Source organism: Paraburkholderia sp. J67 (assembly GCF_905220265.1).
Taxonomy (GTDB): domain Bacteria; phylum Pseudomonadota; class Gammaproteobacteria; order Burkholderiales; family Burkholderiaceae; genus Paraburkholderia.
In genome coordinates this window covers 405,488-430,724 of record NZ_CAJMZK010000003.1, presented here as the reverse complement: position 1 = coordinate 430,724, position 25,237 = coordinate 405,488, and the positions used below count along the sequence as shown (strand labels likewise).

At 63.5% G+C, this 25,237-nt stretch carries 22 protein-coding genes; 11 read left to right on the top strand and 11 right to left on the bottom strand.

Going from position 1 to position 25,237, the window contains the following annotated elements; all coding sequences use genetic code 11:
- Positions 1 to 402 precede the first annotated feature (402 nt).
- The 4 genes from U5782_RS08845 (at position 403) to U5782_RS08830 (ending at position 6,900) form a co-directional block, all read left to right on the top strand.
- Positions 403 to 1,509 carry an efflux RND transporter periplasmic adaptor subunit gene (locus tag U5782_RS08845; RefSeq protein WP_322043427.1) on the top strand — a complete coding sequence of 369 codons (1,107 nt, stop codon included), beginning with the start codon at positions 403 to 405 and terminating at the stop codon, positions 1,507 to 1,509.
- Positions 1,506 to 4,664 (top strand): efflux RND transporter permease subunit, encoded by a 3,159-nt coding sequence (locus tag U5782_RS08840; RefSeq protein ID WP_322043426.1) that lies wholly within the window; start codon positions 1,506 to 1,508, stop codon positions 4,662 to 4,664. Before U5782_RS08845 ends, U5782_RS08840 begins: the two co-directional genes overlap by 4 nt.
- Positions 4,661 to 6,196, top strand: coding sequence for an efflux transporter outer membrane subunit (locus U5782_RS08835; protein WP_415914275.1), 1,536 nt, complete (start codon positions 4,661 to 4,663; stop codon positions 6,194 to 6,196). Before U5782_RS08840 ends, U5782_RS08835 begins: the two co-directional genes overlap by 4 nt.
- Positions 6,197 to 6,477: 281 nt before the next feature.
- The gene (locus U5782_RS08830; protein ID WP_322043425.1) at positions 6,478 to 6,900 is read left to right on the top strand and encodes a hypothetical protein; all 423 of its coding nucleotides are present in this window, start codon (positions 6,478 to 6,480) and stop codon (positions 6,898 to 6,900) included.
- A gap of 414 nt (positions 6,901 to 7,314) precedes the next feature.
- On the opposite strand, the gene U5782_RS08825 is transcribed toward U5782_RS08830, so the two are convergent.
- Genes U5782_RS08825 through U5782_RS08815 form a run of 3 tightly spaced genes read right to left on the bottom strand, consistent with a single transcriptional unit; the run spans position 7,315 to position 8,373 of the window.
- On the bottom strand, positions 7,315 to 8,028 hold the full coding sequence (locus tag U5782_RS08825) for an Imm52 family immunity protein (RefSeq protein WP_322043424.1): 714 nt from the start codon (positions 8,026 to 8,028) through the stop codon (positions 7,315 to 7,317).
- Positions 8,025 to 8,201 carry a hypothetical protein gene (locus tag U5782_RS08820; protein WP_322043423.1) on the bottom strand — a complete coding sequence of 59 codons (177 nt, stop codon included), beginning with the start codon at positions 8,199 to 8,201 and terminating at the stop codon, positions 8,025 to 8,027. Before U5782_RS08820 ends, U5782_RS08825 begins: the two co-directional genes overlap by 4 nt.
- A gap of 7 nt (positions 8,202 to 8,208) precedes the next feature.
- On the bottom strand, positions 8,209 to 8,373 hold the full coding sequence (locus tag U5782_RS08815; RefSeq protein ID WP_322043422.1) for a hypothetical protein: 165 nt from the start codon (positions 8,371 to 8,373) through the stop codon (positions 8,209 to 8,211).
- 35 nt (positions 8,374 to 8,408) lie between these two features.
- Between U5782_RS08815 and U5782_RS08810 the strand changes: the two genes are divergently transcribed.
- Positions 8,409 to 8,612 carry a hypothetical protein gene (locus tag U5782_RS08810; protein WP_322043421.1) on the top strand — a complete coding sequence of 68 codons (204 nt, stop codon included), beginning with the start codon at positions 8,409 to 8,411 and terminating at the stop codon, positions 8,610 to 8,612.
- Positions 8,613 to 8,998: 386 nt separating this feature from the next.
- Here U5782_RS08810 and U5782_RS08805 read toward each other — a convergent pair whose 3' ends face one another.
- Positions 8,999 to 11,512: a penicillin-binding protein 1A gene (locus U5782_RS08805; protein WP_322043420.1), complete on the bottom strand. Its 2,514-nt coding sequence runs from the start codon at positions 11,510 to 11,512 to the stop codon at positions 8,999 to 9,001.
- Between the two features lie 659 nt (positions 11,513 to 12,171).
- Between U5782_RS08805 and U5782_RS08800 the strand changes: the two genes are divergently transcribed.
- From U5782_RS08800 to U5782_RS08785, 4 genes are all read left to right on the top strand, one after another.
- Positions 12,172 to 12,768, top strand: coding sequence for a hypothetical protein (locus U5782_RS08800; protein ID WP_322043419.1), 597 nt, complete (start codon positions 12,172 to 12,174; stop codon positions 12,766 to 12,768).
- A 388-nt stretch (positions 12,769 to 13,156) separates the two neighbouring features.
- On the top strand, positions 13,157 to 13,837 hold the full coding sequence (locus U5782_RS08795; RefSeq protein ID WP_322043418.1) for a PspA/IM30 family protein: 681 nt from the start codon (positions 13,157 to 13,159) through the stop codon (positions 13,835 to 13,837).
- 103 nt (positions 13,838 to 13,940) lie between these two features.
- On the top strand, positions 13,941 to 15,125 hold the full coding sequence (locus U5782_RS08790; protein WP_322043417.1) for a tetratricopeptide repeat protein: 1,185 nt from the start codon (positions 13,941 to 13,943) through the stop codon (positions 15,123 to 15,125).
- Between the two features lie 117 nt (positions 15,126 to 15,242).
- Entirely contained in the window at positions 15,243 to 16,721 is a 1,479-nt protein-coding gene (locus U5782_RS08785) for an NAD(P)/FAD-dependent oxidoreductase (protein WP_322043416.1), read from the top strand.
- 21 nt (positions 16,722 to 16,742) lie between these two features.
- Here U5782_RS08785 and U5782_RS08780 read toward each other — a convergent pair whose 3' ends face one another.
- Positions 16,743 to 17,513: a class I SAM-dependent methyltransferase gene (locus U5782_RS08780; protein WP_322043415.1), complete on the bottom strand. Its 771-nt coding sequence runs from the start codon at positions 17,511 to 17,513 to the stop codon at positions 16,743 to 16,745.
- Positions 17,514 to 17,605: 92 nt separating this feature from the next.
- Positions 17,606 to 17,743 (bottom strand): hypothetical protein, encoded by a 138-nt coding sequence (locus tag U5782_RS08775; protein WP_322043414.1) that lies wholly within the window; start codon positions 17,741 to 17,743, stop codon positions 17,606 to 17,608.
- A 215-nt stretch (positions 17,744 to 17,958) separates the two neighbouring features.
- Here U5782_RS08775 and U5782_RS08770 point away from each other — a divergent pair, with 215 nt between their 5' ends.
- On the top strand, positions 17,959 to 19,377 hold the full coding sequence (locus U5782_RS08770; RefSeq protein ID WP_415914274.1) for a methyl-accepting chemotaxis protein: 1,419 nt from the start codon (positions 17,959 to 17,961) through the stop codon (positions 19,375 to 19,377).
- A gap of 88 nt (positions 19,378 to 19,465) precedes the next feature.
- Here the strand turns inward: U5782_RS08770 and U5782_RS08765 are convergent, their stop codons facing one another.
- From U5782_RS08765 to U5782_RS08750, 4 genes are all read right to left on the bottom strand, one after another.
- Positions 19,466 to 20,284: an ABC transporter permease subunit gene (locus U5782_RS08765; protein ID WP_322043413.1), complete on the bottom strand. Its 819-nt coding sequence runs from the start codon at positions 20,282 to 20,284 to the stop codon at positions 19,466 to 19,468.
- Positions 20,281 to 21,216 (bottom strand): ABC transporter permease subunit, encoded by a 936-nt coding sequence (locus tag U5782_RS08760; protein ID WP_322043412.1) that lies wholly within the window; start codon positions 21,214 to 21,216, stop codon positions 20,281 to 20,283. Before U5782_RS08760 ends, U5782_RS08765 begins: the two co-directional genes overlap by 4 nt.
- Positions 21,213 to 22,373 (bottom strand): ABC transporter ATP-binding protein, encoded by a 1,161-nt coding sequence (locus U5782_RS08755; RefSeq protein ID WP_322043411.1) that lies wholly within the window; start codon positions 22,371 to 22,373, stop codon positions 21,213 to 21,215. The genes U5782_RS08760 and U5782_RS08755 overlap by 4 nt, the downstream gene beginning before the upstream one ends.
- Positions 22,374 to 22,508: 135 nt before the next feature.
- Positions 22,509 to 23,609: a polyamine ABC transporter substrate-binding protein gene (locus U5782_RS08750; RefSeq protein WP_322043410.1), complete on the bottom strand. Its 1,101-nt coding sequence runs from the start codon at positions 23,607 to 23,609 to the stop codon at positions 22,509 to 22,511.
- 620 nt (positions 23,610 to 24,229) lie between these two features.
- Here U5782_RS08750 and U5782_RS08745 point away from each other — a divergent pair.
- Complete coding sequence (locus U5782_RS08745) at positions 24,230 to 24,433, top strand: DUF1289 domain-containing protein (protein ID WP_322043576.1); 204 nt, start codon at positions 24,230 to 24,232, stop codon at positions 24,431 to 24,433.
- 110 nt (positions 24,434 to 24,543) lie between these two features.
- Here U5782_RS08745 and U5782_RS08740 read toward each other — a convergent pair whose 3' ends face one another.
- Positions 24,544 to 25,203: an OmpW/AlkL family protein gene (locus U5782_RS08740; protein WP_322043409.1), complete on the bottom strand. Its 660-nt coding sequence runs from the start codon at positions 25,201 to 25,203 to the stop codon at positions 24,544 to 24,546.
- Between the last annotated feature and the right edge of the window lie 34 nt (positions 25,204 to 25,237).

Sequence of the window (25,237 nt, the reverse complement as noted above, 5' to 3'; positions counted from 1 at the left end):
TGGGAATAGAGTTTTTTCTGCCGCGATTATGCCGTCGGCATGGATCGATGGTAGCGGGAGTCTAGCACTGAATCTTTCCTCGGATTCATTCATGTATTCAGATACACCACTGTATTAGAATTCACAAGAAGATCTGAGACCGGACGGTGCACGAAGGAGGAGACATCCACGCGCCCCGCGCCCCGCAGGCCCTTTTCAGGCGAGCGGGCGGACTCAGCGGCGGCGCGACAGGCCCGGCGCGAGCGATACGCGCGCGCGGGCCCGGCGCGCGTGCGTTCCAAGCGTGTCGAGGTCTATGTGAATCGTTGCGGTCGTGGCGCATCGAGCAGGGTGCGCAGTCAGTCCAGAGCTGTCGTCGAAATTCCGCCGTCGAAGTCCCCCGCGCCGAGGCTGGTGCGCCTGATGGGTACCGTCGCGTTTTGCGCCCTCGCCGGCCTCGCCGCATGCGGCAAGCAAAAGGAAGCGGCGCTCGACCCTCGCCCGGTCGTATCGATGATCGTGCATCCGGATCAGAGTGGTCCCTCCAGCACCTACCCGGGCGAAGTGCAGGCGCGCAATAGCACGCCCTTATCGTTCCGCGTGAACGGCAAGATCATCGAGCGCAACGTGCGCCTGGGTGATGCCGTCAAGCCCGGCCAGGTGCTCGCGCGCCTCGATGCCGGCGATTACGACAAGAACGCCGCGAGCGCCCAGGCACAGTACGACGCTGCGCAGCATCGCTACGTGTTCGCGAAACAGCAACTCGACCGCGACACGGCCCAGGCGCAGGCCAACCTGATCGCGCGCGCGCAGTTCGAGCAGACCCAGGACGCTTATGCATCGGCCGTCGCACAGCGCGACCAGGCGAAGCAGCAGCTTGCGCTCGCCCAGGATCAGCGTCGCTATACCCAGCTCGTCGCCGATCACGCGGGCGTCATCACCGCCGAGAACGCCGATACCGGCCAGAACGTGCAGGCCGGCCAGGCCGTCTATCAACTCGCCTGGACCGGCGAGGTGGACGTGGCGAGCGATCTGCCGGAAAACGCCATCGTTGGACTGCATCCCGGCGACACCGCGCAAGTCACGCTGCCCGCGCTGCCTGGCCGCAGTTATACGGCTAAAGTGCGCGAACTGGGCGCGGCGGCCGATCCGCAAAGCCGCACCTGGCGCGTGAAGCTCACGCTCGAACATCCGGACGCCGATGTGCGCCTGGGCATGACGGCCAACATCGCCCTCGCCTCCAGCGCGACGGCTAATGGCACAGCAGGCACGGCAACCAGCGCGTTCACGATCCCCGCCACCGCCCTCTTCCACGACGGCAACGCACCCGCGCTCTGGATCGTGCAAGGCGCGGACAACGTGCTGCAACTGCGCCGTATCAGCGTGTCGCGCTACGACGCGCGCACCATTACGGTCACGGACGGTCTCAAGGATGGCGATCGCATCGTGCTGCAAGGCGTGCACACGGTCAGCGTGGGCGAGAAGGTGCGCCCGGTCGCGCCGCTGCATCCCGAGGACTTCGCGTCATGAGCGATCGCGAGGACCCCAACCTCGACCACGGCCCCGGCGCCGATCACGACGAGGGCCGCTTCAATCTTTCGGCCTGGGCGCTACGCCACCGCGCGCTGGTGACGTTTGTGATCGCGCTGGCGACGATCTTCGGCGCGCTCTCGTACACACGTCTTTCGCAGTCCGAAGATCCGCCCTTCACGTTTCGCGTGATGGTGATCCAGACCTTCTGGCCGGGCGCGAGCGCGCGCCAGGTCGAGGACGAAGTCACGACCCGCATCGGCCGCAAGTTGCAGGAGACGCCGTACATCGACTATATGCGCAGCTACTCGCGCCCCGGCGAATCGCTGGTGTTCTTCACGATGAAGGACTCGGCCCCGGCTTCCGAGGTGCGTGAGACCTGGTATCAGGTGCGCAAGAAAGTCGGCGATATCGCGCCGATGCTGCCGCAAGGCGTGCAAGGTCCGTTCTTCAACGACGAGTTCGGCGACGTCTACACCAATATCTACGCGCTCGAAGGCGACGGTTTCTCGCCCGCCCAACTGCGCGACTACGCCGACAACCTGCGCGAAGAATTGCTGCGCGTGAAGGACGTCGGCAAGGTCGATTACTTCGGCGACCCGAACCAGCGTGTCTATGTGGAGATCGCCAACGCGCAGCTCACGCGCCTCGGCATCTCGCCGACCCAGATCGGTCAGGCGATCGGCGCGCAGAATAGCGTTGCGGCGGCCGGCACGCTCACCACCGCCGACGACCGCGTGTTCGTACGCCCGAGCGGCCAGTTCACCGACCTCAAGGCGCTGGCCGACACGCTCATCAGCGTGAACGGCCGCAGTTTCCGGCTAGGCGATGTCGCCACGATCCGGCGCGGCTACGACGACCCGCTCGCGACGCAGATGCGCTTCCAGGGCAAGGCCGTGCTCGGCGTCGGCATCACCATGCAGCCGGGCGGCGACGTGATCCGGCTTGGCAAGGCGCTCGATGAACGCGTGGACCAGTTGCGCCGCGAGTTGCCCGCGGGTCTGAAGCTCGTGGAAGTGTCGAGCATGCCCGACGCGGTCTCGCACTCGGTGGACGACTTCGTCGAAGCCGTGGCCGAAGCGGTTGGCATCGTGCTGGTCGTGAGTCTCGTGTCGCTCGGCGTGCGTACCGGCATGGTCGTGGTCATCACGATTCCGATCGTGCTCGCCATCACCTCGCTCGTGATGTATCTGTTCGATATCGGCTTGCACAAGGTCTCGCTCGGCACGCTGGTGCTCGCACTCGGCCTGCTGGTGGACGACGCCATCATCTCCGTCGAGATGATGGCCGTGAAGCTCGCGCAGGGCTGGAACCGCACGCGCGCCGCCGCGTTCGCCTATACGAGCACGGCGTTTCCGATGCTCACCGGCACGCTGGTCACGGTGTCCGGTTTCCTGCCCATCGTGCTCGCAAAATCGAGCACCGGCGAATACACGCGCTCGATTTTCCAGGTGTCGGCGATCGCGCTGATTGCCTCGTGGTTTGCCGCCGTTGTGCTGATTCCCCTGCTCGGCTATCGCCTGCTGCCCGAGCGCAAACCCGATCCGAATGCCGCGCCCGGCGAGCATCACGAAGACGATATCTACGACACCCGCTTCTATCACCGCCTGCGCGGCTGGGTGGGCTGGTGCATCGAGCGTCACATCGTCGTGCTCGTTGTGACCGTCGTGCTGTTTTTCATCGCGCTCGCGGGCTTCACGCTGATTCCCCAGCAGTTCTTCCCGAGTTCCGACCGGCCCGAATTGCTCGTGGACGTGCGTCTGCCCGAGGGTGCATCGTTCGACGCCACGCTGCGCCAGACGAAGCGGCTCGAAGATGCGCTCAAGGGCCGTCCGGAAATCGACCATTCGATCGACTTCGTCGGCACCGGCGCGCCGCGTTTCTATCTGCCGCTCGACCAGAAATTGCAGCAGCCCAATTTCGCGCAGTTCGTCATTACCGCGAAGTCGGTCGAAGATCGCGAGAAGCTGGCCGACTGGCTGGAAACGAAATTGCGCAACGACTTCCCGGCGATTCGCACGCGCCTCTCGCGGCTCGAAAACGGCCCGCCCGTGGGCTATCCCGTGCAGTTCCGCGTGAGCGGCGACGATATCGCCACCGTGCGCGGCATTGCCGATCGCGTGGCGAAGCTGATGCGCGCCGACTCGCGCACCGAGAACGTCAACTTCGACTGGGACGAACCGGCCGAGCGCTCACTGCACTTCGCGATCGACCAGCAGAAGGCCCGCGCGCTCAATATCTCTTCGCAGGACGTCGCCAATTTCCTCCAAATGACCTACTCGGGCTACACGGTCACGCAGTACCGCGAGCGCGACAAGCTCATCAGCGTCGACCTGCGCGCGCCTGTTAGCGAGCGCGTCGATCCGGCCCATATGCTCGCGCTGGCGATGCCGACGCCGAACGGCCCGGTGCCGCTCGGTGCGATCGGCCATCTCGAGAACACGCTCGAATATGGCGTGATCTGGGCGCGCGACCGGCAGCCGACCATCACCGTGCAGGCCGATGTGCGGCGCGGTGCGCAGGGTATCGACGTGACGCATACGCTGCAAAAGCAGCTCGAAACGATCCGCGCCGATCTGCCGACGGGTTATCGCATCGCCGTGGGCGGCTCGGTCGAGGAAAGCGCGAAAGGCCAGGCGTCGATCTTCGCGCAGTTGCCCGTGCTCATGATCGCCGTGCTGACGTTGCTGATGATCCAGTTGCAAAGCCTCTCGCGCGTGATGATGGTCGTGCTCACCGCGCCGCTCGGGCTGATCGGCGTGGCGATCGCGCTGCTGGTCTTTCACGAGCCGTTTGGCTTCGTCGCGCTGCTCGGCGTGATTGCCATGTTCGGCATCATAATGCGTAACTCCGTGATTCTCGTGGACCAGATCGAGAGTGACATCCGCGCCGGGCACAAACGCTTCGACGCGATCGTTGGTGCGACCGTGCGGCGCTTCCGTCCGATCATCCTGACGGCCGCCGCCGCCGTGCTCGCCCTGATTCCGCTGGTGCGCTCGAACTTCTTCGGGCCGATGGCCACGGCGCTGATGGGCGGCATCACCAGCGCGACGGTGCTCACGCTGTTCTTCCTGCCCGCGCTCTATGCAGCGGCGTTCCGCGTGCGCAGCAGCGAAAGCGATGCGGCGCGCCCCAACGCGGAGAACGCATCATGAGCATCACGAATCACGCCGCGCCGATGAAACCCTTCGCTTGGCCAACTACGCGTGTGCGTGCCGCCTGCACGGCTGCGCTCGCGGTCCTGTTCATGAGCGGCTGCGCATGGGGCCCGGCTGGCACCCCGCCCGCGATGCCTGAACCCGCGCATTACGGCGCCGCCCCGCAGCCGGAGCAGACGGTGGCTGCGCAAGGCGTCGCCCAGCAGTTCGCAGTCGGCGCGCAGCCGGTGCCGCAGTGGTGGACGCAGTTTGACTCGCCCGCGCTCGATGCGCTGGTCGAGGAAGGCCTCGCGAACAGCCCGAATCTCGCCGCCGCCGATCACAGCCTGCAAGGCGCGCGCGAGCAGTTGCGCGGCCAGATCGGCAGCACGTTGTTGCCGACCGTCGATGCGATCGGCACCGCGCAGCGCCAGCGCGCGCCCGGCATTCCGCAACTGGGCATCGACAAGCTTCACTACGACGTGTTCGCGGGCCTCGTCGAGGTGCATTACTCCTTCGATATCTTCGGCGCTTCGCGGCTGAACAACGAGGCGCTCGCCTCGCGCGTGAACATGCAGGCGTTCCAGTACGAGGCGGCGCGCCGCGCGCTGGCCGCGAATATCGTCGCGAGCGCGCTAGGCGTGGCCACGCTGCATGCGCAGATCGACACGACGCAGCGGCTCATCGCCATCGCCAATGCGCAAGCCGACGATCTGCAAAAGCGCTATGCGCTAGGCGCTGTCTCGCATACCGACGTGCTCAACGCCCAGCAGAGTGCGGCGGCGCTCGCGACGAATCTGCCCGGGCTGCAACAGCAGGCGGCGGCGATGCGCCACGCGCTTGCGGTGCTGCTCGGCCGCACGCCGGACCAGGCGCCGCCCGATCTCGATCTCGCGAGCTTGCATCTGCCGCAGCAGGTGCCGGTCGTGGTGCCGTCGGAACTGCTGAAGACGCGCCCCGATATCCAGGCAGCCAGCGCAGCACTGCTCGCTGCCGCCGCCGACGTAGGCGCAGCCACCGCGCAGATGTTCCCGAGCATCACGCTTTCCGCGGGGCTCGGCCAGGGCGGCTTCAGCTGGCCGGTGGCGACGTCGGGCGTGGGCGCGCTCTGGGCGATCGGCGCCTCGCTCACGCAGCCGATCTTTCACGGCGGCGCCCTGCTCGCGCAGCGCCGCGCGGCACTCCAGTCGTATGACGCCGCCAACGCGTCATACAAACAAACCGTGCTGGCAGCCTTCCAGGACGTGGCCGACCGCCTGGCCGCACTGGAACACGACGCGCAGGCGCTCGACGCGGCCAGCACCTCGGCGCAGACCGCGCAAGGCGTGTACGACGAGACCCATGCGCGCTACGGGCTGGGCGCGGTGCCCTACTACGCGGTGCGGCAGAGCGAGCAGCAGTGGCGCAACGCGAGTCTCGATGCGATCCGCTATCGCGGCGCACGTCTCTCGGATACGGCCGCGCTGTTCCAGGCGATGGGCAATCCGCCGCCTGGCGACAGCACGAATGCGGCGAGTACCAGCACGCCCGCACAAGGCTCGACGCCCTGAGTCATCGACGCCGTGCACATGCAAGGTGTGCACGGCGGTTTCCTTCTGCGATCCTGAGACGCCTTTTCCAAGGGCAGATTTCGCGCACTTCCTGACAGAAAGATCTCAAACGTATTTTTAGGACTTTGCTGATACACTCGGTCGCGAATCGAGGATAGGCGATTAAATTAATTCGCAGTTCTATATAAAACTCGATCGGCTTATCTGGAGAGAAACGGCTGCCGTACGGGACCGCACGGCAGCCGTGAACGACAACCTCAGCAATTTCGACCGCACCAATCATGCCACTCGTACCGAAGAGCGGCGTTTGCGCCGCACTACTGCTACTGGCCAGCGCCACGGCGCACGCGAGTTTTGACTGTTCCGGTTCGCACGGCGGCTTCCGGTTGCAGACCGGCGATAGCTGGGTCGGCACGGACAAGCTGGAGCACTTCGGTGTGTCCGCACCGTTCGGCGCGCTGGGTGGCTGGATGATGCGCGACACGGATCATCCGGTGATTTACGGCGCGCTGCTCGGCACGGTGCCCGGACTGGTGAAGGAAACCCTCGACGGCACCTGCCGCACCGATGGTTTTTCATACAAGGACCTGTTTGCCGACGCGCTCGGTGCATTCACCGGCGCATGGCTCGCACACTGGGCAATCACGTACTCGGGCGCCGCGCATGGGAAAACCATCGGAGTGCGATACGACGACGCCTTTTGATGCATGCTGCCCGATCTGAGCCTCCCACGGACAAGCGCTTGCAGATCAGTCAGTTAGCTTCGCTCTCCCAAGGTTACCCACAGGGCTGCCAACAAAAACTGTGGACAACGGAGCATCGGACATGCGCCTGGCTTTATCCACAGATTTTGTTGGCAAAGCTGTGGGTAACCTTTCACCCACGGCGCTGAACCCCTTGGCACAAGGCTTTGCGGGCCACGTGAGGGGAAAAAAGGCATTCCCCCGTTCCCCCTGGCGGGGACGGTCTACATATTAAACATGTGTCCTGTAAAAGATGTAAGCCAACGATTGACGATGGGCGACTGCAGTCAGGAATCACACGCTCTGATTCTTCTTCGGTAGATGAGGCTCACGCCCGAATGACGAGCCCCGCAAAAGCGGGGCAATCACACAACCTTAGAGATCAACGAATCTCGGTAACAGGTCCTGGTCTGCAAGGCGGATTTCGATATCGTTTGCCACCTTGACGTGAGCGCGGTTGTTCACATCGAACATTTCATCCGTAACGCTGACAATGATCGTGCCTGGTTGTGCGCCGTCGCGCATGACCGGAATCAGGGCGCGCGCTTCGGGAACCCGTGCGGGTGTCAGGACGTGTGGCAGGTAGAGCATCCAGCCGACGCCAGGACGGTCACGAAATACCTTCTCGCTTGTGGAATACGCGTAGGGACCAACTTGCACCAACAGACCCGGCCAGATTCCTAATGCTCCTTCAACGAGATTGGCAACATGCTCATAAGAACGTAAGCAACCGAAGCCGTCCGCTCTGAATTCAAATTTTGATAACCATTTCAAATCATAGGTTGCGCCGAATCCAGCACCGCCCTTCCCTTCCTTTCCATTCCATATATGGGTACGACTGGAGGACAAATTCGGTCCGTCAGAGAAGGAGTCAATGAGAAAATCAGACGGTCCAGCGATAGCAAACGCGGGGGCGTTCGGATCGCCCATTACAAACCATTGATTCATGTCGAAACCGCTGCGCTCTAACGACTGTGCAAATCGCCAAACGTCTTCGCATTGTTTGGGGCGAGATGACATCGGAGAATTCTTTAGTCGAAACGTAAGCTTCAATTCAACATCAAGAATATCGTCATCGTAACTACTCATGGCTGTCTATTTCCTGGTGTTGGCATTGGCAAATATTCCGTAGTTATCGGAAGACCTTTCCCGCCAAATTCCGCGGTAGCCCATGCGTAAAAATTTTTTTGCATGAAATACCAATATAGGCTGGTCGGCTGATTGGCAACAACAACATCGCTTTGCTCTGTGGCTTGATCCATTCTTCCGTCATAAGCGGGCTTCGATTTTCGAAACCACCATGTCATCTTCGGGCGTAAGCTGCCGGCCGGCTTGCTGCTGATACTGAAGTCCATCAACCAGTGCGAGCACGTGGCCGCTGTAGTAGCGTTTCCGGTATTGCCGGAGTTGTTCATTGACTGAGCCGGGAATCACGAACGCTCCAGGGTGATGGCGCCATCCGAGGCGGCGTGAACAAGACATTCGATGCAGATAGCGGGGTCGCCTTTACTCAGGACCTTCGCTCCATCTTCACCTTTCCAGGGCTTCGGCTGCTGTCCGGAAATCCGCGTTGCCTCCTGCTCGAACGCGTTGGCATCGACGGAATAACAAGTGCGATTCAAGCATCCCGGATGCGCGCCTTGAGCTTCGCGGTCTGCTCGGCAACATCGTAAGCTTGAGCATTAAGCGTCACGATGTACTACGCCAGCTCTTCACGTGTGTAGTCGTTAGGGAAAATCAGGCGGGCGAAATGCCCCAGGGCTATGCGTGTCCGACGCTGTGCGATCCGGGTCCCGATGTGCTGCCACCGGGTGTGCCCTTTCCACCCATCACGCACAGCAGCAGGTCGTGACGAACGGCAAGCCGTGGACGATGAGCTCGTTGTCCACAGTTTTTGTTGAAGGCCCTGTGGAAAAGCCCTGGGCAACCCACCCAAGTGCTTGTTGCACAAAGGAAATCGAGGCCTCAAAGCAAAACACGGCACATCGTTGCCGATGTGCCGTGTTCGAGATTGTGATCAACACAATCCTGCGGGCTGCCAGGCAGCCCGAAGCATCCGTCAAGGCTTGTTCGATTCGAACAGATCCATGATCTGCTGCTTCTCGCTCGACGTGACGTTAGGCGGCGTCATCCCGCCCGGGCCCATGCTGCCCGTCGCGCCGCTGGCGTCGCTGGCCGCGCCTGCCGGCACGCCCGAGTCCATGCCGATCGCCGAGACGAAGCCCGCACCCGGCGTCATATCCGAGTAATACAGCTCGCTGCCGATCGTCGTGATACCGGCCGGCATCGGCGGCTCTTCCTGCGGAATGCTACGCAGCGCCTTGCTCATGTACTCCACCCAGATCGGCAGCGCGAGCTGCGCGCCGAACTCGCGGCTACCGAGGCTCTTCGGCTGGTCGTAACCCATCCACGCCACCGCCACCAGGTTGCGCTGGTAGCCAGCGAACCAGCCGTCGTGCGCATCGTTGGTCGTACCCGTCTTGCCCTGGAGGTCGTCGCGATGCAGGACGTTGGTGCCTGCACCCGTGCCCGCCGTCGCCACCGAATGCAGCAGGCTGTTCATGATGTAGGCGTTGCGCGGCGTGAGCGTCTGCGGCGCGTTCTGGCCCGCGACGAGCGGCTGCGCGCGCGAGACCGGCTGGCCATGCGCATCGTCGACTTCGGCGATCAAGTACGGGTTGATGCGATAACCGCCGTTGGCGAACACGCTATACGCGCCCGCCGACTGCAGCGGCGTGACGAGGCCCGCGCCCAGCGCCATCGGCAGATACGGCGGCGTCTTGTCCGCGTCGAAGCCGAAACGTTGCGTCACATAGTCCTGCGCGTACTTCGTGCCGATGTACGACAGGATGCGGATTGACACGAGGTTCTTCGACTTTTGCAGCGCGAGGCGCATCGGCATCGGGCCTTCGGGCTGATCGTCGTCCTTTGGCTCCCAGGCGTCGCCGCCAGGGGTGCTCGGCGGGAAGTAAAGCGGCGCATCGTTGATGATGGTCGCCGGTCCCAGGCCCTTTTCGAGCGAGGCCGAATAGATGAACGGCTTGAAGCTCGAACCCGGCTGACGCCATGCCTGGGTCACGTGGTTGAACTTGTTCTTGTTGAAATCGAAGCCGCCGATCAACGCGCGGATCGCGCCGTCCTGAGGCGTGAGCGAGACGAGCGCGCCTTCGACCTGCGGCAACTGCGTGATCTGCCAGTTGTTCTTCTCGTCGGCGATCAGGCGCACGATCGAACCCGGGCGGATCTTCAGCGCGGCCGATGCGCGCGTCGACAGACCCGACGCCGCGAAGCGCAGGCCCTCGCCCGTGATGTTGACCGAGGTGCCGTCGAGCAATTGCACCGTGACCGACTTCGGACCCGCTTCGGTGACCACGGCCGAGATGATGTCGCCGTTGTCGGGGTGATCGGTGAGCGCGTCGTCGATCGCCTGGTCGCGGTCGTCGCCTGCCGCGGGCAGTTGCACGAAGCCTTCCGGGCCGCGATAGCCGTGACGGCGCTCGTAGTCCATCACGCCCTTGCGCACGGCGGCGTAGGCGGCGTTCTGGTCGGCCGAATCGATGGTCGTGGTGACCGTGAGGCCGCGCGTATAGGTTTCGTCCTTGTACTGCGCGTACATCATCTGACGCACCATTTCCGAGACGTATTCCGCGTGCACGCTGTACTCGGTGCCGGCGGTGCGCGTGTGCAGCGGTTCCTTCACGGCTTCTTCGTACTGCGCCTGGGTGATGTAGCCCAGGTCGGACATGCGCTTGAGAATGTATTCCTGGCGAATCTTCGCGCGACGCGGATTGACGATCGGGTTATACGCCGAGGGCGCCTTGGGCAGGCCCGCGAGCATCGCCGCTTCGGCGAGCGTGATGTCCTTGAGATCCTTGCCGAAGTACACCCGCGCCGCCGCCGAGAAACCGTAGGCGCGTTGCCCCAGATAGATCTGGTTCATGTACAGCTCGAGGATCTGGTCCTTGGTGAGCGCGCGCTCGATCTTGTAGGCGAGCAGCATTTCGTAGATCTTGCGCGTGTAGGTCTTCTCGCTCGAAAGGAAGAAGTTGCGCGCGACCTGCATCGTGATCGTGCTCGCGCCCTGCGAAGCGCCGCCATGCATCAGGTCGGCCACACCGGCGCGCAGGATGCCCACGAAGTCCACGCCGCCGTGCTCGTAGAAGCGGTAGTCCTCGATCGCGAGGACGGCCTTCTTCTGCACGTCGGGGATATCTTCGAAGCGCACCAGCTGGCGACGCTCGTCGCCGAACTCGCCGATCATCACGTGATCGGCCGTGTAGATGCGCAGCGGCACCTTCGGCTGATAGTTCGTGAGCGCGTCGAGCGAGGGCAACTGCGGTCCCATCACGACAAGCGCGTAGCCGACGATCAGCGCACCGACGACGCACAGCGTGGCGATCAGGCCGACGAATCCGAGTGCGATCGACGAGCCGATGGAGCGCTTGCGCGGGCGTTCGTTGCGCGAGCCGGGACGTGAATCGTCGTTGCGCTGCGGCTGGCGTCCGTTGTTGAAGGAGGGTTCCCGATCGTCGTTCGGGTATTGCGGTGAAGGCGGTCGTTTGATGATAGGCATGACTGGAATGATTGGCGCGTCAGGTACTGCGCCCTGGCTGAGCGCGATCGGTGCACGGAACAGCTGCACACGAAAGCGCGCATAGATCTGATCATGGCGTCATGGCGCCAATAGCGGCGTGGACGACATCGCACCCCGAGTGCGATGCCGCGGCGTGACCGGCTACGCCCCCGTCCGGTCACGTGGCGCGCGGATGAGGCGCGCCGTCGCGTGGTCACTCTTTCAGTAACCTTTCGCGCAAAGCCCTTGAACAAGGCGGTCACGCGAAATGTAACAGCGCATTCTAAATAAATCACGCACGGGCGGTCGCGCTTTTTTTGTAAGAGTTTCCTGGACTGCGCTTTGCGGCCCTCTTTAATTCGTGATCGTGACGGCACCTTGCGCCATCTACGGTGTTCTGCGGAGAAAATATCCAGAAGGATGGCGACTTTCCCCTGTAATGCGCGGTCATTACCCTTATGCGCGATACATTGTTGCGTCACATGGCTTGCCGACACGCGCATCTTTGCGTTGCACCGCGCGCGTCTCGTCTTATGATGTTTAATTGCTGCATGCCCTGCTCGGCTCGCCAGCCTTGCGCTCCACCGGCGAGTCGGACCCACGTTCACTTCGAAGCCGATTCAACGTCGAATCGACGCCGACTGCCCGGTCAGCCGATCATGAACAAGCCCAGCGAACGCATCGTCGTCTTCGTCACGCCCGCCCAGAAGCGCGCGATTTCCGCCACGGCCGACGAGCTCGGCATCAGCGTCAGCGAGCTCATGCGGCGCGCCGTGATCGCCTTCAGCGCGACGAGCGACCAGGTGAAGGCCGCGAGCATCGTCGACCGGCTGAACGCGCCACGCGCGCCCGATGCGCTCGCACAGGTGCTGCGCAAGGCGGCAAAGCCTTTGCGTGTGGGCCGTGGCGCCGGGCTGCGCCACGCAGGGACGGAAGCCGAGCAATCTCAGGCGGCGGACGAAACGGGAAACGTGACGTCGACTGATGCGTCACCAGCCGAACCCGCACCTAACCACGCCGAGCACGAACTGGCCCAGGCCGTCGCGCGCCTGTCCGCCGACGCCCACGCTGCAGAATCAGACGCAGAATCCGAATCCGAAAAGCACGATGCGCTTGCCGCGGCTAGCGAGCATTTCCGCGATGGCGCTCCGTTGCCGCCACTCAACGGATCGCCCTTCACGCGCTCTCAGCGCGTAGCGGATGAAGATGACGCGCAGGGTAGCGACTCCGCGCCTGAAGGCGGCAAATTCGCTTGATACGCGTTCCAGTTGCGCTTCTTGCGCGCGATGCGTGGCGCAGCGCACGCGGGGGCTTTAAGTCCCTTTTAAGAGACCCCGTGGTGTAATATCCGCGAGCACTGCGGCGGGCTAAATCTGGCTAAACGATCGAAACGTTGATGTAAGGTCTTAGTCCGCCTGGGTAACGCAAGCCATACCATCGTGCATGGCGTGTCATTTTCAAACACGTATCACGCGCGGCTATTGCAATTGCCCGAAGCGCCCCGATTTTCGCGCTGCATGCGCGGCCAGCGCAAAGCGGCGTAAGCTGAAGCGAGTGATCGCACCCAGCAACGTCACGCCAGCGCGGCCCGTACGCACGCATGGCGGCCCCATTGGGCCGATCTCATTACTCCGGAGGAATTCCATGTCGCTTTTCGACTCCATCTCTCGCACGGTCAAGGGTCTCCTGAATGACGCGGCCGATTCCGTGCAAGACCCGTCGCGCGACGCGCGCCAGATCGTGCGCGAACTCGACGACAGCATTGCCAAGGCCGAAAACGCGCTGGTCGAGATTCAGGCCCAGGTCGCGATGCAGCAAAGCAAGCGCGATGTGGCCGCCGACAAGGCGAAGAAGTACGAAGACGGCGCGAAGCGCGCCCTGCAATCGGGCGACGAAGCGCTCGCCCGCGAAGCGCTCGGCGCGCAGTCGACGGCCGAAGCGGAACGCGACGCGCTCGCTGGCGAGCTCGCCAAGCTCGAACCGTCGGTCGATCAACTGAAGCAGCAGATCGACGACATGCGTTCGCGCCGTAACGACCTGAACGCACGCTCGAACATCCTCCAGGCGAAGCAGCAGATCGCCCAGGCCAAGGATGTCGCGGCCACTGCGCTCGGCGGCATTGGCGGCAAGAATCTTGCGCAGGACTTCCAGAAGCTCGAAGACAAGGTGAACCTGTCGAACGCCCGCTCGGACGCCCGCCTCAATTCGGCGGACAATGCGAGCGGCAAGGCGCTCGAAGACAAGCTCGCCGCGCTCAACAAGGGTCCGTCGGTGGACGACCGCCTCGAAGCCCTGAAAAAGCAGCTCAATACGCCGGCGCAGTAACGCGCCGTGCGTGACGGATGCGGCGCGGCGGCTCAGTCGTCGGTGCGCCGCATCCACGTAACGTATGTCATGGAGACGGGCGACAAGCCGCCCGGCCTGCAACATGAAAAAGTTTCTTGTCGCTGTTTTCGCCTCGCTCGCCCTCGTGAGCGGCGCGGCGTTCGCCGTGCCGAGTGTGCAGCAGATCGAATCCGCGATGTCGCAAGGCGACTGGCAACGTGCGGACTCGGGCCTCACCCAGGTTCTGCAGGCGCACCCCGATAACGCCCGCGCGCACTATCTGTACGCGCAGGTGCTCAACCGCGAAGGCCGCTACGCCGACGCCCTCACTCAGGTCGAGCAGGCAAAATCGCTCGATCCGCAGATCCGCTTCACGCAGCCGCAGCGCTTCGCGCAGGTCGAGGCGAAGATCCGCTCCGACGCCACGCGCGCTGCCGCCACGAACACGACCCGCACGGGCAATCCGTTCGCGCAGCAGGCGCCCACGGCGGCACCCGCCGCGATGGCGATGGCCGCTGCGCCGCAGCGACACGGTCCTGGTATGGGCATGTGGATCGGCATCGCGATTGTCGTGATCGGCATTGCACTGGTGCTGCGCTGGACGCTGCGCCGCGCGAAGTCGAACGACGACGCCAAGGCCGGCGACGACCGTCGCGACCAGCTCAAGCGCGCCACCGATCTGCTCAATGCCGTACGCTCGCTCAAGCTCGACGTGAAGCTTTCGACCGTGCCTGGCCATGAGGCGCTCGAAAAAGATGTCGAAGCATTCGAGGCGCAGCTGCGCAGCGTGGTCGAAAAGCTTTCGGGCAGCACGAGCCCCGTGGCGCCCTACGAGATCGAAGACCTCGAACGCCAGCTCGCGAGCCTCAAGGCGCGGGCCGAAGGACGTCCCGATCCGAACGCGCAGAGCGCCGCGCCCGCGGGTTCGTACGGCGGCGATTCCTCCTATGCGCGCGAAGCCGATGCGGCGTTCGGGCGTCAGCCGCAATATCCGCCTCAGTACCCGCCGCAACAGCAACCGCAGGTCATCGTCCAGCAAGGCGGTGGCGGCATGGGTGGCATGGGCGGGCTGCTGACCGGCGTGCTGCTTGGCGAAGCGCTCAATTCAGGACGTGACCGCGTGGTCGAACGCGACGTGATCGTCGACCGCGATGACGACCGTCGCCGCGGCGGCAACAACGATGGCGGCGTCGATTTCGGCCAGGGCTCCAACAACTGGGACGACGGCTCGGGTGGCGGGGTCGATATGGGCAGCAACGACAGTTCCTCGGACGACTGGAACTCCTGAGCGTAGCCGGGAACGGCCACGCTGTTCACCGCCGGCCAGATCAGACGGGCTCCCTTGTGGAGCCCGTTTTGCATCGTCGGCGCCTGACATTTCGAATCATTCTCGAACCATACTGATATGGCCACTCACGCGGGCACGCCGCGCATCGCGATCGTCGGCAGCGGCTTTTCCGGCATCGGCATGGCGATTCAACTGCGGCGCATGGGGATCGAATCGTTCACGATCTACGAGGCCGCTGGCAGTCTCGGCGGCACCTGGCGCGACAATGCCTACCCCGGCGCCGCCTGCGACATTCCTTCGCACCTCTATTCATTTTCCTTCGAGCCGAACCCCGACTGGACGCGCACCTTTGCGCCCCAGCGCGAAATTCTCGATTACCTCAAGCATTGCGCGCGCAAGTACGACATCGAGCGCTTCATCGCGTGGCGCTCGCGCGTGTGCGGGGCGCGTTTCGATGCGGCGCGCGCGGTGTGGATCGTGGAGATCGAGCGTGACGGTGCGATGCAGACGGTCGAAGCCGATCTGCTGATCGCCGCCAATGGCCCTCTCTCGCGCCCTGCCCTGCCCGACATCGCGGGGCTCGATCGCTTCGAGGGCAAGGTCTTTCATTCGGCGCGCTGGGACCACGACTACGCACTCGAAGGCAAGCGTGTGGCCGTGATCGGCACGGGCGCGAGCGCGATCCAGTTCGTGCCGCGCATCCAGCCGCGCGTCGCGCAGCTCACGGTGTTCCAGCGCACCCCGCCGTGGATCATGCCGCGCCGCGATCGCGCCATTGATGCACGGCGGCGCTGGATTTATAGGCATATCCCGTTCGCGCAGCGTCTCGCACGCGCGGCGATCTACTGGCAGCACGAATCGCGGGCGCTAGGCTTCGTCGTCAATCAGCGCCTGCTCAATGCGCCGATGAAGTTTGCACGCAACTATCTTGCGCACAAGGTCAAGGACCCAGTGCTGCGCGCGAAGCTCGCGCCCGACTATACGTTGGGTTGCAAGCGCGTACTGTTGTCGAGCGACTACCTGCCGGCGCTCACGCAGCCGAACGTCGCACTCCTGACTGAACCGATCCGGGAAATCGTCGCCGACGGGCTCGTCACGGCAGATGGCGTGCATCATGCCTTCGATGCCATCGTTTGCGGCACCGGCTTTCAGGTCAACGACGTGGATGCGCCCTTTCGCGTGCGCGGCGTGGACGACGCGGATCTCGGCGAGGCCTGGCGTCGCGACGGTCCCGAGGCGTTTCTCGGCACGAGCGTCGCGGGCTTTCCGAATCTCTTTTTCGTGATCGGGCCGAACACGGCGCTCGGCCACAACTCGATGATCTTCATGATCGAGTCGCAGATCCGCTATATCGCCGATTGCATCCGCGTGCTGCAACGCCGGGGCGCACGCACGATGAGCGTGCGCCCGGATGTGCAGCGCGCGTTCAACGAACGGCTTCAGGCGCAACTGCAACGCACTGTGTGGACTTCGGGCTGCCACAGCTACTACCAGACCCGCAGTGGCAAGGTCACGACGCTGTGGCCGGGCTTCACGTTCAGCTTCCGGCGCCAGACGCGCCGCGTGCGCGCGAGCGATTACGAGTTCGGCCGCTGATTCACGGTTGCTGACGCGGGCTCAGGCGCGCAGCGGTTTGCCCGCGAACACGCGCGTCTCGTAGGCGAAGTTCACGCGACCGTCCTGCTGGGTCGCGTCGAACAGTTCGCGCAGCGCCGCGAACATCGGCTCGTGACGCGCATCGCCGGGTTTGGGCGCATACGACGACGAAGCCAGCCGCCCGCTCAGCCCATCGAAATCAAGCAACTGCGCGTTCGGAAACACGGTCTTTTGCTCGAAGCCGTCGCCGAACCAGTCGGCCATGGCGTCGTCGGTGGGATAGCTTTCGGCGACGCTCGCATAGTCCGTGGAAAAGCGCTGGAGCAAGGCCTCGTAACCTTCGAGAAACACCGAACCCTTAAGCAGCCGGCTATTCCAGAACAACACGATCTTGCCGCGCGGCTTGAGAATGCGCGCGAACTCGCGCCGCGCGCCCGCCTTGTCGAACCAGTGGAAAGCCTGCGCAGCCGTCACGAGGTCCACGCTCGCGTCGGGCAAGGTAGTGGCTTCGGCCGTGCCCGCCACGCTGCGGTAGCGCGGATAGCCGGCGAGCCAGTGGTCGGCGGCCTCGCGCATTGCGGCGTTCGGCTCGACGGCCACGACCGGATGACCCGCATCGAGAAAGAGCTTCGAGGAAATGCCCGTGCCCGCACCGATGTCCGCGACGCTTGCGGCGGGGGCCACACCGCATTCGACGTGCACGAAGGTCGCCACTTCGCGCGGATAGCTCGGACGGTACTTCACGTAGTCTGCGACCCGGTCGGTGAAACGCCGGGTGGAATCGTCGATCATCGTCTGCCCTCTTGTCGTGCCCGAGTTCGAGCCGTCAAACTTATTGCGGCACGCCCTCGCGAACGCACCGCTCCCCGTCGGCCCGCCTGTTTTCAGGCGCCGCCCAGCAGCCTGAGCAGCCCCAACAGAAAACGGCAGACCATGACGATCAGCTCCCAGAGCTGGATCAGTTGTTGCCAAAGCGCCGAGATGACTGAAATGGCGCCCTCCTGCAAAATCGCGTCGATCATTGTGTTCCCGCTGCGAGGGGCGTCTGCCGTGACCGATGCACCCGACAAGCGCGCCCTCGTTTACCCCGATCATAGCGCCTCGTCGCCTGGTCACGCTAAAGTGGTCTCGCCCTCCCGCCGTAAACAAGATGAAATCCCGGCGTTCGCACGCACCTTCTGTTCCCAGCCTGCGACGACCGGATGACAAGTCGCGAATGGCATGGAGGAGACACCCAATGACAGTTTTGCGCATGACCTGGCGCGGCCGCCGCCGCGCCGGCAAATCGGCTTCGATCGTCGGCGATATCGCCGCGCAGGCGGGGCGTCTCGGCATCGAAATCTGCGACGTATCCGGCAATGTCGACGCCGTGGCCGCGCGAGTGCAGCACCAGGTTGGCGTTTGCCAGGCGCTGCGCGAGTCGGCGGCACACACGATCACCGGGAATCACCAGATCGCCGCCGCCGCGCGCGCCATGCGCGAGGTTAGCGCGCAGACTGCCGCCACCGTACAGGCGTCGCAGCAAACCATCGACCGTTCGCTCGACGACATTCACGGCCTGGTGGAAGGCGTGACCGTGATCGAAAGCCAGATCGGCGCACTCAAGAGCGCGCTTGAGCATGTATCGAAGGTCTCAGAGGAAATTTCGCTGATCGCGCGGCAGACGCAACTGCTCGCGCTGAATGCCGCCATCGAGGCCGCGCGCGCGGGCGAGATGGGCAAAAGCTTCGCCGTGGTCGCCTCCGAGGTGAAGAACCTCTCGGCGAAGACCGCGCTGGCGACCGGTCAGATCGAGCGCACCCTCTCACAACTCACCCAGCAGACCGCGCGACTGATCGTGGAAGGCGCGGACAACACAGCGCGCGCGCATCGCGTGCGCGAAGGCACCCGCACGATCGGCGAGGCGGTGCACAGCACCGGCGACGCCATCACGCAACTCGACGCGCACGCGGGCCAGATCGCCGAATTGAGCGCCGAAATCGAGACGCAATGCGACGGTCTGGAAGCGCAGGTCGGCGACATGGCCAATGGCGTCGAGGATTCGAGCCGCAACTTCGCGCAGGCGAAGGACCAGCTCGGCAAGCTGCTCACGGTGTCGGAAACGCTGATCGAACTCTCGGCCGCGACCGGCGTGGAGACCGAGGACACGCGCTTTGTCGACGCCGTGCAGCGCGCGGCGGCGCAGGTCGGCAAGCTGTTCGAGACGGCCATCGCACGCGGTGAAATTGCCGAGGCCGATCTGTTCGACCGCCACTACGCGCCGGTGCCGAATACGAATCCGCTACAACATACGACCCGCTTCACCGCCTTCACAGACCGCGTGCTGCCCGCGATCCTCGAGCCGCTGCTCGCACTCGACGAGCGCGTCGCGTTTTGTGCGGCTATCGATCCGCGCGGCTACATTCCCACGCACAACCGCAAGTTCTCGCATCCGCAAGGGGCCGATGCGCTCTGGAACGCCGCGAATTGCCGCAATCGCCGCATCTTTGGCGACCGCACCGGCATCTCGGCGGGCTCGCACACCAAGACGTTCCTGCTGCAAACCTATCGGCGCGACATGGGCGGCGGCCAGTTTGCGATGATGAAGGACGCGTCCGCGCCAATCTTCGTGAACGGGCGGCACTGGGGCGGCTTTCGCATGGGCTATCGGCTCTGAGTGTGTCGTTCAAGGCGGCCAAAGCAAAACGGCGTGTGGACCGAAGCCCACACGCCGCTTTTCATGCCACTTTGCCAAAGGCGAAGCGTCAGACCGCCATCGCCATACGCTTGCGCTCGGCGCGCTGCATGAAGTAGTTGCCGACGATCACGCCCACCGTCACCACGGCGATGAAGAGCGTTGCGAGCGCGTTCATCTCGGGATTCAGGCCGAGGCGCACGCGCGAGAACACCACGAGCGGCAGCGTCGTCGAGCCGGGGCCCGAGAGGAACGCCGACAGCACGAGGTCGTCGATCGACAACGTAAACGACAGCAGCCAGCCTGCCGCGAGCGCTTGCGAGATCAGCGGCAGCGTGATCTGGAAGAACACCTTGAACGGCGTCGCGCCCAGATCGAGCGCCGCCTCTTCGAGCGACGGATTCAGCTCGCGCACGCGCGACTGCACGATGATGGCGACGTACGAGATACAGAGCATCACGTGGCCGATCCAGATCGTGAACACGCCGCGCCCCGCGGGCCAGCCGAGCAGCTTGCCCATTTCCACGAACAGCAGCAGCAGCGAGATCCCCTGGATCACTTCGGGAATCACCAGCGGCGCATTGATCATGCCCGTGTAGAGCGTGAAACCGCGGAAGTTGCGCATGCGCGCGAGCACGAAGCCCGCCCACGTGCCGATGATGACGGAGGCGAACGCCGTCATCAGCCCGATGCGCAGCGACAGCCACGCGGCGGCGATCAGTTCGTCGTCGGTCGCGAGCGCCTGATACCAGCGCGTCGAGAAATGCGTCCACACGGTCACCAGTTGCGACTCGTTGAACGAATAGACGATCAGGCTGACGATCGGGATATAGAGGAACGCAAAGCCCAGGCCGAGCGCGATGAATTGCAGTACGCGATTCGGTTTCATTTGCCGCGGCCCTCCATTTCCTTCGCCTGGAAGTGCTGGAACATGGCCATCGGCACGAGCAGCAGCAACACCATCGCGCAGGTCACGGCGGAAGCCATCGGCCAGTCGGCATTATCGAAGAACTCGTTCCACATGACGCGGCCGATCATCAGCGTGTTCGCGCCGCCGAGCAGCTCCGGAATCACGTACTCGCCCACCGCCGGGATGAACACCAGCAGGCAGCCCGCGATGATGCCGTTCTTCGAGAGCGGCAGCGTGATTTCCAGGAACGCGCGCCACGGCTTCGCGCCCAGGTCATAGGCCGCTTCGAGCAGCGTGAGATCCATCTTCACGAGGTGCGCGTAAAGCGGCATCACGAGGAACGGCAGGTACGAATACACCATGCCGATATAAACGGCCGTGTTCGTGTGATACAGCTCGATAGGCGTATGGATGATGCCGGTCGACATCAGAAAATTGTTCAGCAGTCCGTTGTTCTTCAGGATGCCGATCCATGCGTACACGCGAATCAGGAACGAGGTCCAGAACGGCAGCATCACGGCCATCATGAGGACGTTGCGCGTGGCCGGATTCGAGCGCGCGATGTAGTACGCCATCGGATAACCGATCAGCAGGCACAGCAGCGTCGAAATCGCCGCCACGACCACCGAATTCACGTAAGTCGCGAAGTACAGACTGTCCTGGAACAGGAACGCATAGTGCGACAGGTCGAGCGCGATGTGCCAGACCCCATCGCTGAACGATGTGAGTTCCGTGTACGGCGGAATGCCGAGCTGCTGGTCGGCGAAGCTGATCTTCACCACCAGGATGAACGGCACGAGGAAGAACAGCAGCAGCCAGAAGAACGGCCCCGCCACCACGGCGGTGCGCCCGGTCAGGTTGAAGCGCTTCACCGGCCAGTGCAGGATGTCCTTGAAAGTCGGCGTGCTCATGACGTCAGCACCACGCCGGCCGAGGCGCTCCAGCGCACATAGACTTCGTCTTCCCAGGTCGGGGAATCGATTTCGGAGAGCGCGAGGCTCGACATGTTCGCGACCACCATCTTGCCCGACTCGAGCTTGACGTGATAAAGCGAGTAGCCGCCCATGTACGCGATGTTCTTGACCACGCCCTTGCCCCAGTTGAAGGTGCCTTCGGGCGGCTTGCGCGTGAGCGAGATACGCTCGGGGCGCACCGAGATCGTCACGGGCATGCCGAGCGGTCCGGTGATGCCGTGGTTCACGTAGAGACGCACGGGCAGTTCCGTCGATTCGACGAATACGTGATCCGGTTCGTCTTCCACCACGTTGCCGTCGAACAGATTGGTCGAGCCGATGAATTCCGCCGAGAAGCGGCTGTTCGGATACTCGTAGACCTCGTTGGGCGTGCCGAGCTGGACGATCTGGCCTTCGCTCATGACGGCGAGGCGCCCCGCCATCGTCATCGCCTCTTCCTGGTCGTGCGTGACCATGATGCAGGTGACGCCGACCTTGTCGAGAATGTTGACCAGCTCGATCTGGGTGCGCTGGCGAATCTGCTTGTCGAGCGCCGACATCGGCTCGTCGAGCAGCAGCAGCTTCGGCCGCTTGACGAGCGAGCGCGCCAGCGCGACGCGCTGCTGCTGGCCGCCGGAGAGCTGATGCGGCTTGCGCTTGGCGAAGCGCGACATCTGCACGAGTTCGAGCGTGTGCGCGACGCGCTCCTTCAACTCGGCCTTCTTCACGCCTTCCTGACGCAACCCGAAGCCGACATTCGATTCCACCGTCATATGCGGAAAGAGCGCATACGACTGGAACATCATGTTGACCGGGCGGCGATACGGCGGCAGCGCGGCGAGGTCTTCGCCGTCGATCAGGATCTTGCCCGACGTGATCGTTTCCAGACCGGCAAGCATGCGCAGCAAGGTGGACTTGCCGCAGCCCGAACTGCCTAGCAGCGCGAACAACTCGCCCTTCTTCACCGACAGGTTGACACCCTTGACGGCCGTCGTGTCGCCAAACTTCTTGACGACATCGACGACCTGCACGAAGTTGTCCGCGGCGGCATCGCTCGCGGCAAAGCCCGTAGGCAGCGCGCCGGTAGCGGCCGGCACACTCGACTGGTCACTCATGATTCTCTCTGCCCTGCCTTTCTGACTGTATTACCTTGACGGGGTTGACGAACAAAGCCCCCGGCACGTGCCGAGGGCTTGGGGTAAAGCGCATTACGAATCCGCAACTACGCGGAAATTACGCGGCCGGGCGCGTTAGCGGCCCGACTTGAATTCGGTCCACAGACGCGTCTGCAGGCGCTGGATTTCCGGCGGCAGCGGCTTGAGCAGGAACAGCGTCTTGAGCACTTCCGGCGGCGGGTACACGGCCGGATCGTTCGCGATGTCCTTGTCCACGTACTTGCGGGCTTCCGCATTCGCGCTCGGGTAGTACACGGCGTTCGTGATCGCTGCGTGAACCTGCGGCGTCTCGATGTAGTTGATCCACTGGTAAGCGGCATCCTTGTGCTGCGCATCCTTCGGGATGGTCATCACGTCAAACCAGATCGGCGCGCCGCCCTTCGGAATGTAGTACTCGATCTTGAACGGCTTCTTCGCGTCGATCGCGCGGTGCTTCGCGATCACGACGTCACCCGACCAGCCATAGGCAAAGCAGATATCGCCGCCGACCAGATCGTTGATGTAGCCCGACGAGTTGAACTGCGTGATGTACGGACGGATCTTCTTCATCATCGCGAGCGCTGCGCGATAGTCGTCCGGATTCGTCGAGAGCGGATCCTTACCGATGTAGTGGAGCGCGGCGGCGAAGAACTGGTCCGGCGCGTCGAGCACGGACACGCCACAGGCCTTCAGCTTCGAGAGGTTCTCGGGCTTGAAGAGGATGTCCCAGTTGTCGAGCGGCACGTTCTTGCCGAGGATCTGTTGCGCCTTGTTGACGTTATAGGCGAGACCCGTCGTGCCGTAGGCCCAGGGCACCGCGAACTTGTTGCCCGGATCCGCGCCGGCGACGAGCGCCATCAGTTGCGGATCGAGATACTTGAGATTGGGGATCTTCGACTTGTCGAGCGGCGAGAAGATGCCGGCGGCGATCTGCTTGCCCGCGTAATTGGTCGTCGGCACAACGATGTCGTAGCCCGAATTGCCCGCGAGCAGCTTGGCTTGCAGCGTGTCGTCGCTGTCGTAGTTGTCGTACTTGACGGTGACGCCGGTCTGCTTCTGGAAGTTCGGAATCGTGTCTTTGGCGATGTAATCGGACCAGTTGTACACGTTCAGTTGCGTGTCCTTTGCCACCGATGCGACCCACGGCGCCGCACACAGTGCGAGCACAGCCAGTTTCGCCAAAACCCGTTGCTTCATCCCGTTCTCCGTTTTCTGGCCTGCCGCTGGAGCTGCTTGAGCTGATGGTCAGCGTGTACTTCAGGCCGTGTTCCGCCTTTCGAGCTGCCGGCTATCGCCGGCCGTCGCCTTTTGTTTGCTGCTTGTTGTTTACCGCCTGGGTTTGCCGCCTGCTTCGCGCGCGGTGCGGCCCCCAGAATTTACCGAACCTACCATCAATCGCGCCAGGCGACAAAAAAGAACGCCCGCCTGTCGCACAAACGGAACAGGCCCCGGCCCCTTGCTGCGGCCAGTGACGATCCATGCGGACGATCGTGCCAGTCGATAAATCGCGCGCAATTTTAGCCGTTTGAGCGTCCCTGTCCACAAAAAAAACGGTGGGCGCAACATTCGCGCGACGGCGTGTGTGCGGCCGCGGATTTCCGTCGATCCGGATTGCATCGGCGACGGACGGGCGCGTTGACCGCCGGGGCATCCGGGGGCCGTTGCCCGGCGTCGTGGTCATCCTTGTCACGACGGCTGCATCGGCCAAGCGCGGGTCGGGAGATGGCCGCCTCCGCGAATCGGTTAACATAGCGGGTGTTTTCCGCCCGACCGGCACGCCCTTCTCGCTCCCGGTCATCCCGCCCCAAGACATATCGATGGCATCCAATCTTCACGACCTTCCCGACAGCCCGTGCATCGGCGTGTGCTCCACGCTCTTCGACGACATCTGCAAAGGCTGCGGCCGCACCGCGGGCGAAGTTTCCAACTGGGTTTTCCTGAGCGACGAGGAAAAACGCACCATCTGGAACCGTATCGAGCGCGAAGGCTCGGCCATGCGCTTTCAGCGTAAAGACGCCTGAAGCCGGCCACCGCGCGTAAAAAACGCCGGGCAAGCCGGCGTTCGACGTATTCGCTCCCAATCGGACGCAATTGGGCGCGACCGTGCGCAATCAGGCTGTACCCGATCCGCTCAGAACTTCATGCCGACGCCCACGCCGACGATGATCGGATCGATATAGAGCGTCCCCAGCGACGAACCGTTGAGCGACGCGCCCGTGCGCATCCAGATCTTCTTGATGTCGGCGTTCAGGAACACGTTCTTCGCGATCTGATAGTCGAAGCCGAACTGCAGCGCCGGCCCGAAGCTATGGTTGTCGATCGAGATGGGCTGGCCGCCCGCGCGCAGCCCGTTGTTGTAGAACAGCGTGTAGTTGATGCCTGCGCCCACATATGGCCGGAATACGCCGGCGTTATTGAAGTGATATTGCAGCAGGAGCGTGGGCGGCAGCACGCCCACGCCGCCGAGTGCGCCGAGACTCGACGTGACCTGATGGCGCGACGTGCCAAGAATCAGTTCCGCGCCGATGTGGTTCGTCACCATGTAGGTGAAATCGAGCTCCGGCACGATGGCGTTGTTGACGTCGGCCTTGAGCGTGGTGAGCGTCCCGTTCGTGCCCACCTGCGGCATGATGCTGATCGCGCGTAGACGTACGAGCCAGTCGCCCGCGTAAATCCCCGTGTCGGGCGTAGCCGCCTGCACGGCCGATGAGCCGAAGGTCGCGCCAAGTGCGAGCGCGAGCGTAGCGGCGACGGCCGCGATGGTCTTCGTATTCTTCGTGTGGTTTTTCATGGTGAATTCCCCTGTTTTTCCCGCGGTGATTCGC

What these genes read in the sequence shown, in the direction of transcription:
- U5782_RS08845 (WP_322043427.1), top strand. Translation starts at nt 403, where the DNA reads ATGGGTACCGTCGCGTTTTGCGCCCTCGCCGGCCTCGCCGCATGCGGC.
- U5782_RS08840 (WP_322043426.1), top strand. Translation starts at nt 1,506, where the DNA reads ATGAGCGATCGCGAGGACCCCAACCTCGACCACGGCCCCGGCGCCGAT.
- U5782_RS08835 (WP_415914275.1), top strand. Translation starts at nt 4,661, where the DNA reads ATGAGCATCACGAATCACGCCGCGCCGATGAAACCCTTCGCTTGGCCA.
- U5782_RS08830 (WP_322043425.1), top strand. Translation starts at nt 6,478, where the DNA reads ATGCCACTCGTACCGAAGAGCGGCGTTTGCGCCGCACTACTGCTACTG.
- U5782_RS08825 (WP_322043424.1), bottom strand. Translation starts at nt 8,028, where the DNA reads ATGAGTAGTTACGATGACGATATTCTTGATGTTGAATTGAAGCTTACG.
- U5782_RS08820 (WP_322043423.1), bottom strand. Translation starts at nt 8,201, where the DNA reads ATGGATCAAGCCACAGAGCAAAGCGATGTTGTTGTTGCCAATCAGCCG.
- U5782_RS08805 (WP_322043420.1), bottom strand. Translation starts at nt 11,512, where the DNA reads ATGCCTATCATCAAACGACCGCCTTCACCGCAATACCCGAACGACGAT.
- U5782_RS08800 (WP_322043419.1), top strand. Translation starts at nt 12,172, where the DNA reads ATGAACAAGCCCAGCGAACGCATCGTCGTCTTCGTCACGCCCGCCCAG.
- U5782_RS08795 (WP_322043418.1), top strand. Translation starts at nt 13,157, where the DNA reads ATGTCGCTTTTCGACTCCATCTCTCGCACGGTCAAGGGTCTCCTGAAT.
- U5782_RS08790 (WP_322043417.1), top strand. Translation starts at nt 13,941, where the DNA reads ATGAAAAAGTTTCTTGTCGCTGTTTTCGCCTCGCTCGCCCTCGTGAGC.
- U5782_RS08785 (WP_322043416.1), top strand. Translation starts at nt 15,243, where the DNA reads ATGGCCACTCACGCGGGCACGCCGCGCATCGCGATCGTCGGCAGCGGC.
- U5782_RS08780 (WP_322043415.1), bottom strand. Translation starts at nt 17,513, where the DNA reads ATGATCGACGATTCCACCCGGCGTTTCACCGACCGGGTCGCAGACTAC.
- U5782_RS08775 (WP_322043414.1), bottom strand. Translation starts at nt 17,743, where the DNA reads ATGATCGACGCGATTTTGCAGGAGGGCGCCATTTCAGTCATCTCGGCG.
- U5782_RS08770 (WP_415914274.1), top strand. Translation starts at nt 17,959, where the DNA reads ATGACAGTTTTGCGCATGACCTGGCGCGGCCGCCGCCGCGCCGGCAAA.
- U5782_RS08765 (WP_322043413.1), bottom strand. Translation starts at nt 20,284, where the DNA reads ATGAAACCGAATCGCGTACTGCAATTCATCGCGCTCGGCCTGGGCTTT.
- U5782_RS08760 (WP_322043412.1), bottom strand. Translation starts at nt 21,216, where the DNA reads ATGAGCACGCCGACTTTCAAGGACATCCTGCACTGGCCGGTGAAGCGC.
- U5782_RS08755 (WP_322043411.1), bottom strand. Translation starts at nt 22,373, where the DNA reads ATGAGTGACCAGTCGAGTGTGCCGGCCGCTACCGGCGCGCTGCCTACG.
- U5782_RS08750 (WP_322043410.1), bottom strand. Translation starts at nt 23,609, where the DNA reads ATGAAGCAACGGGTTTTGGCGAAACTGGCTGTGCTCGCACTGTGTGCG.
- U5782_RS08745 (WP_322043576.1), top strand. Translation starts at nt 24,230, where the DNA reads ATGGCATCCAATCTTCACGACCTTCCCGACAGCCCGTGCATCGGCGTG.
- U5782_RS08740 (WP_322043409.1), bottom strand. Translation starts at nt 25,203, where the DNA reads ATGAAAAACCACACGAAGAATACGAAGACCATCGCGGCCGTCGCCGCT.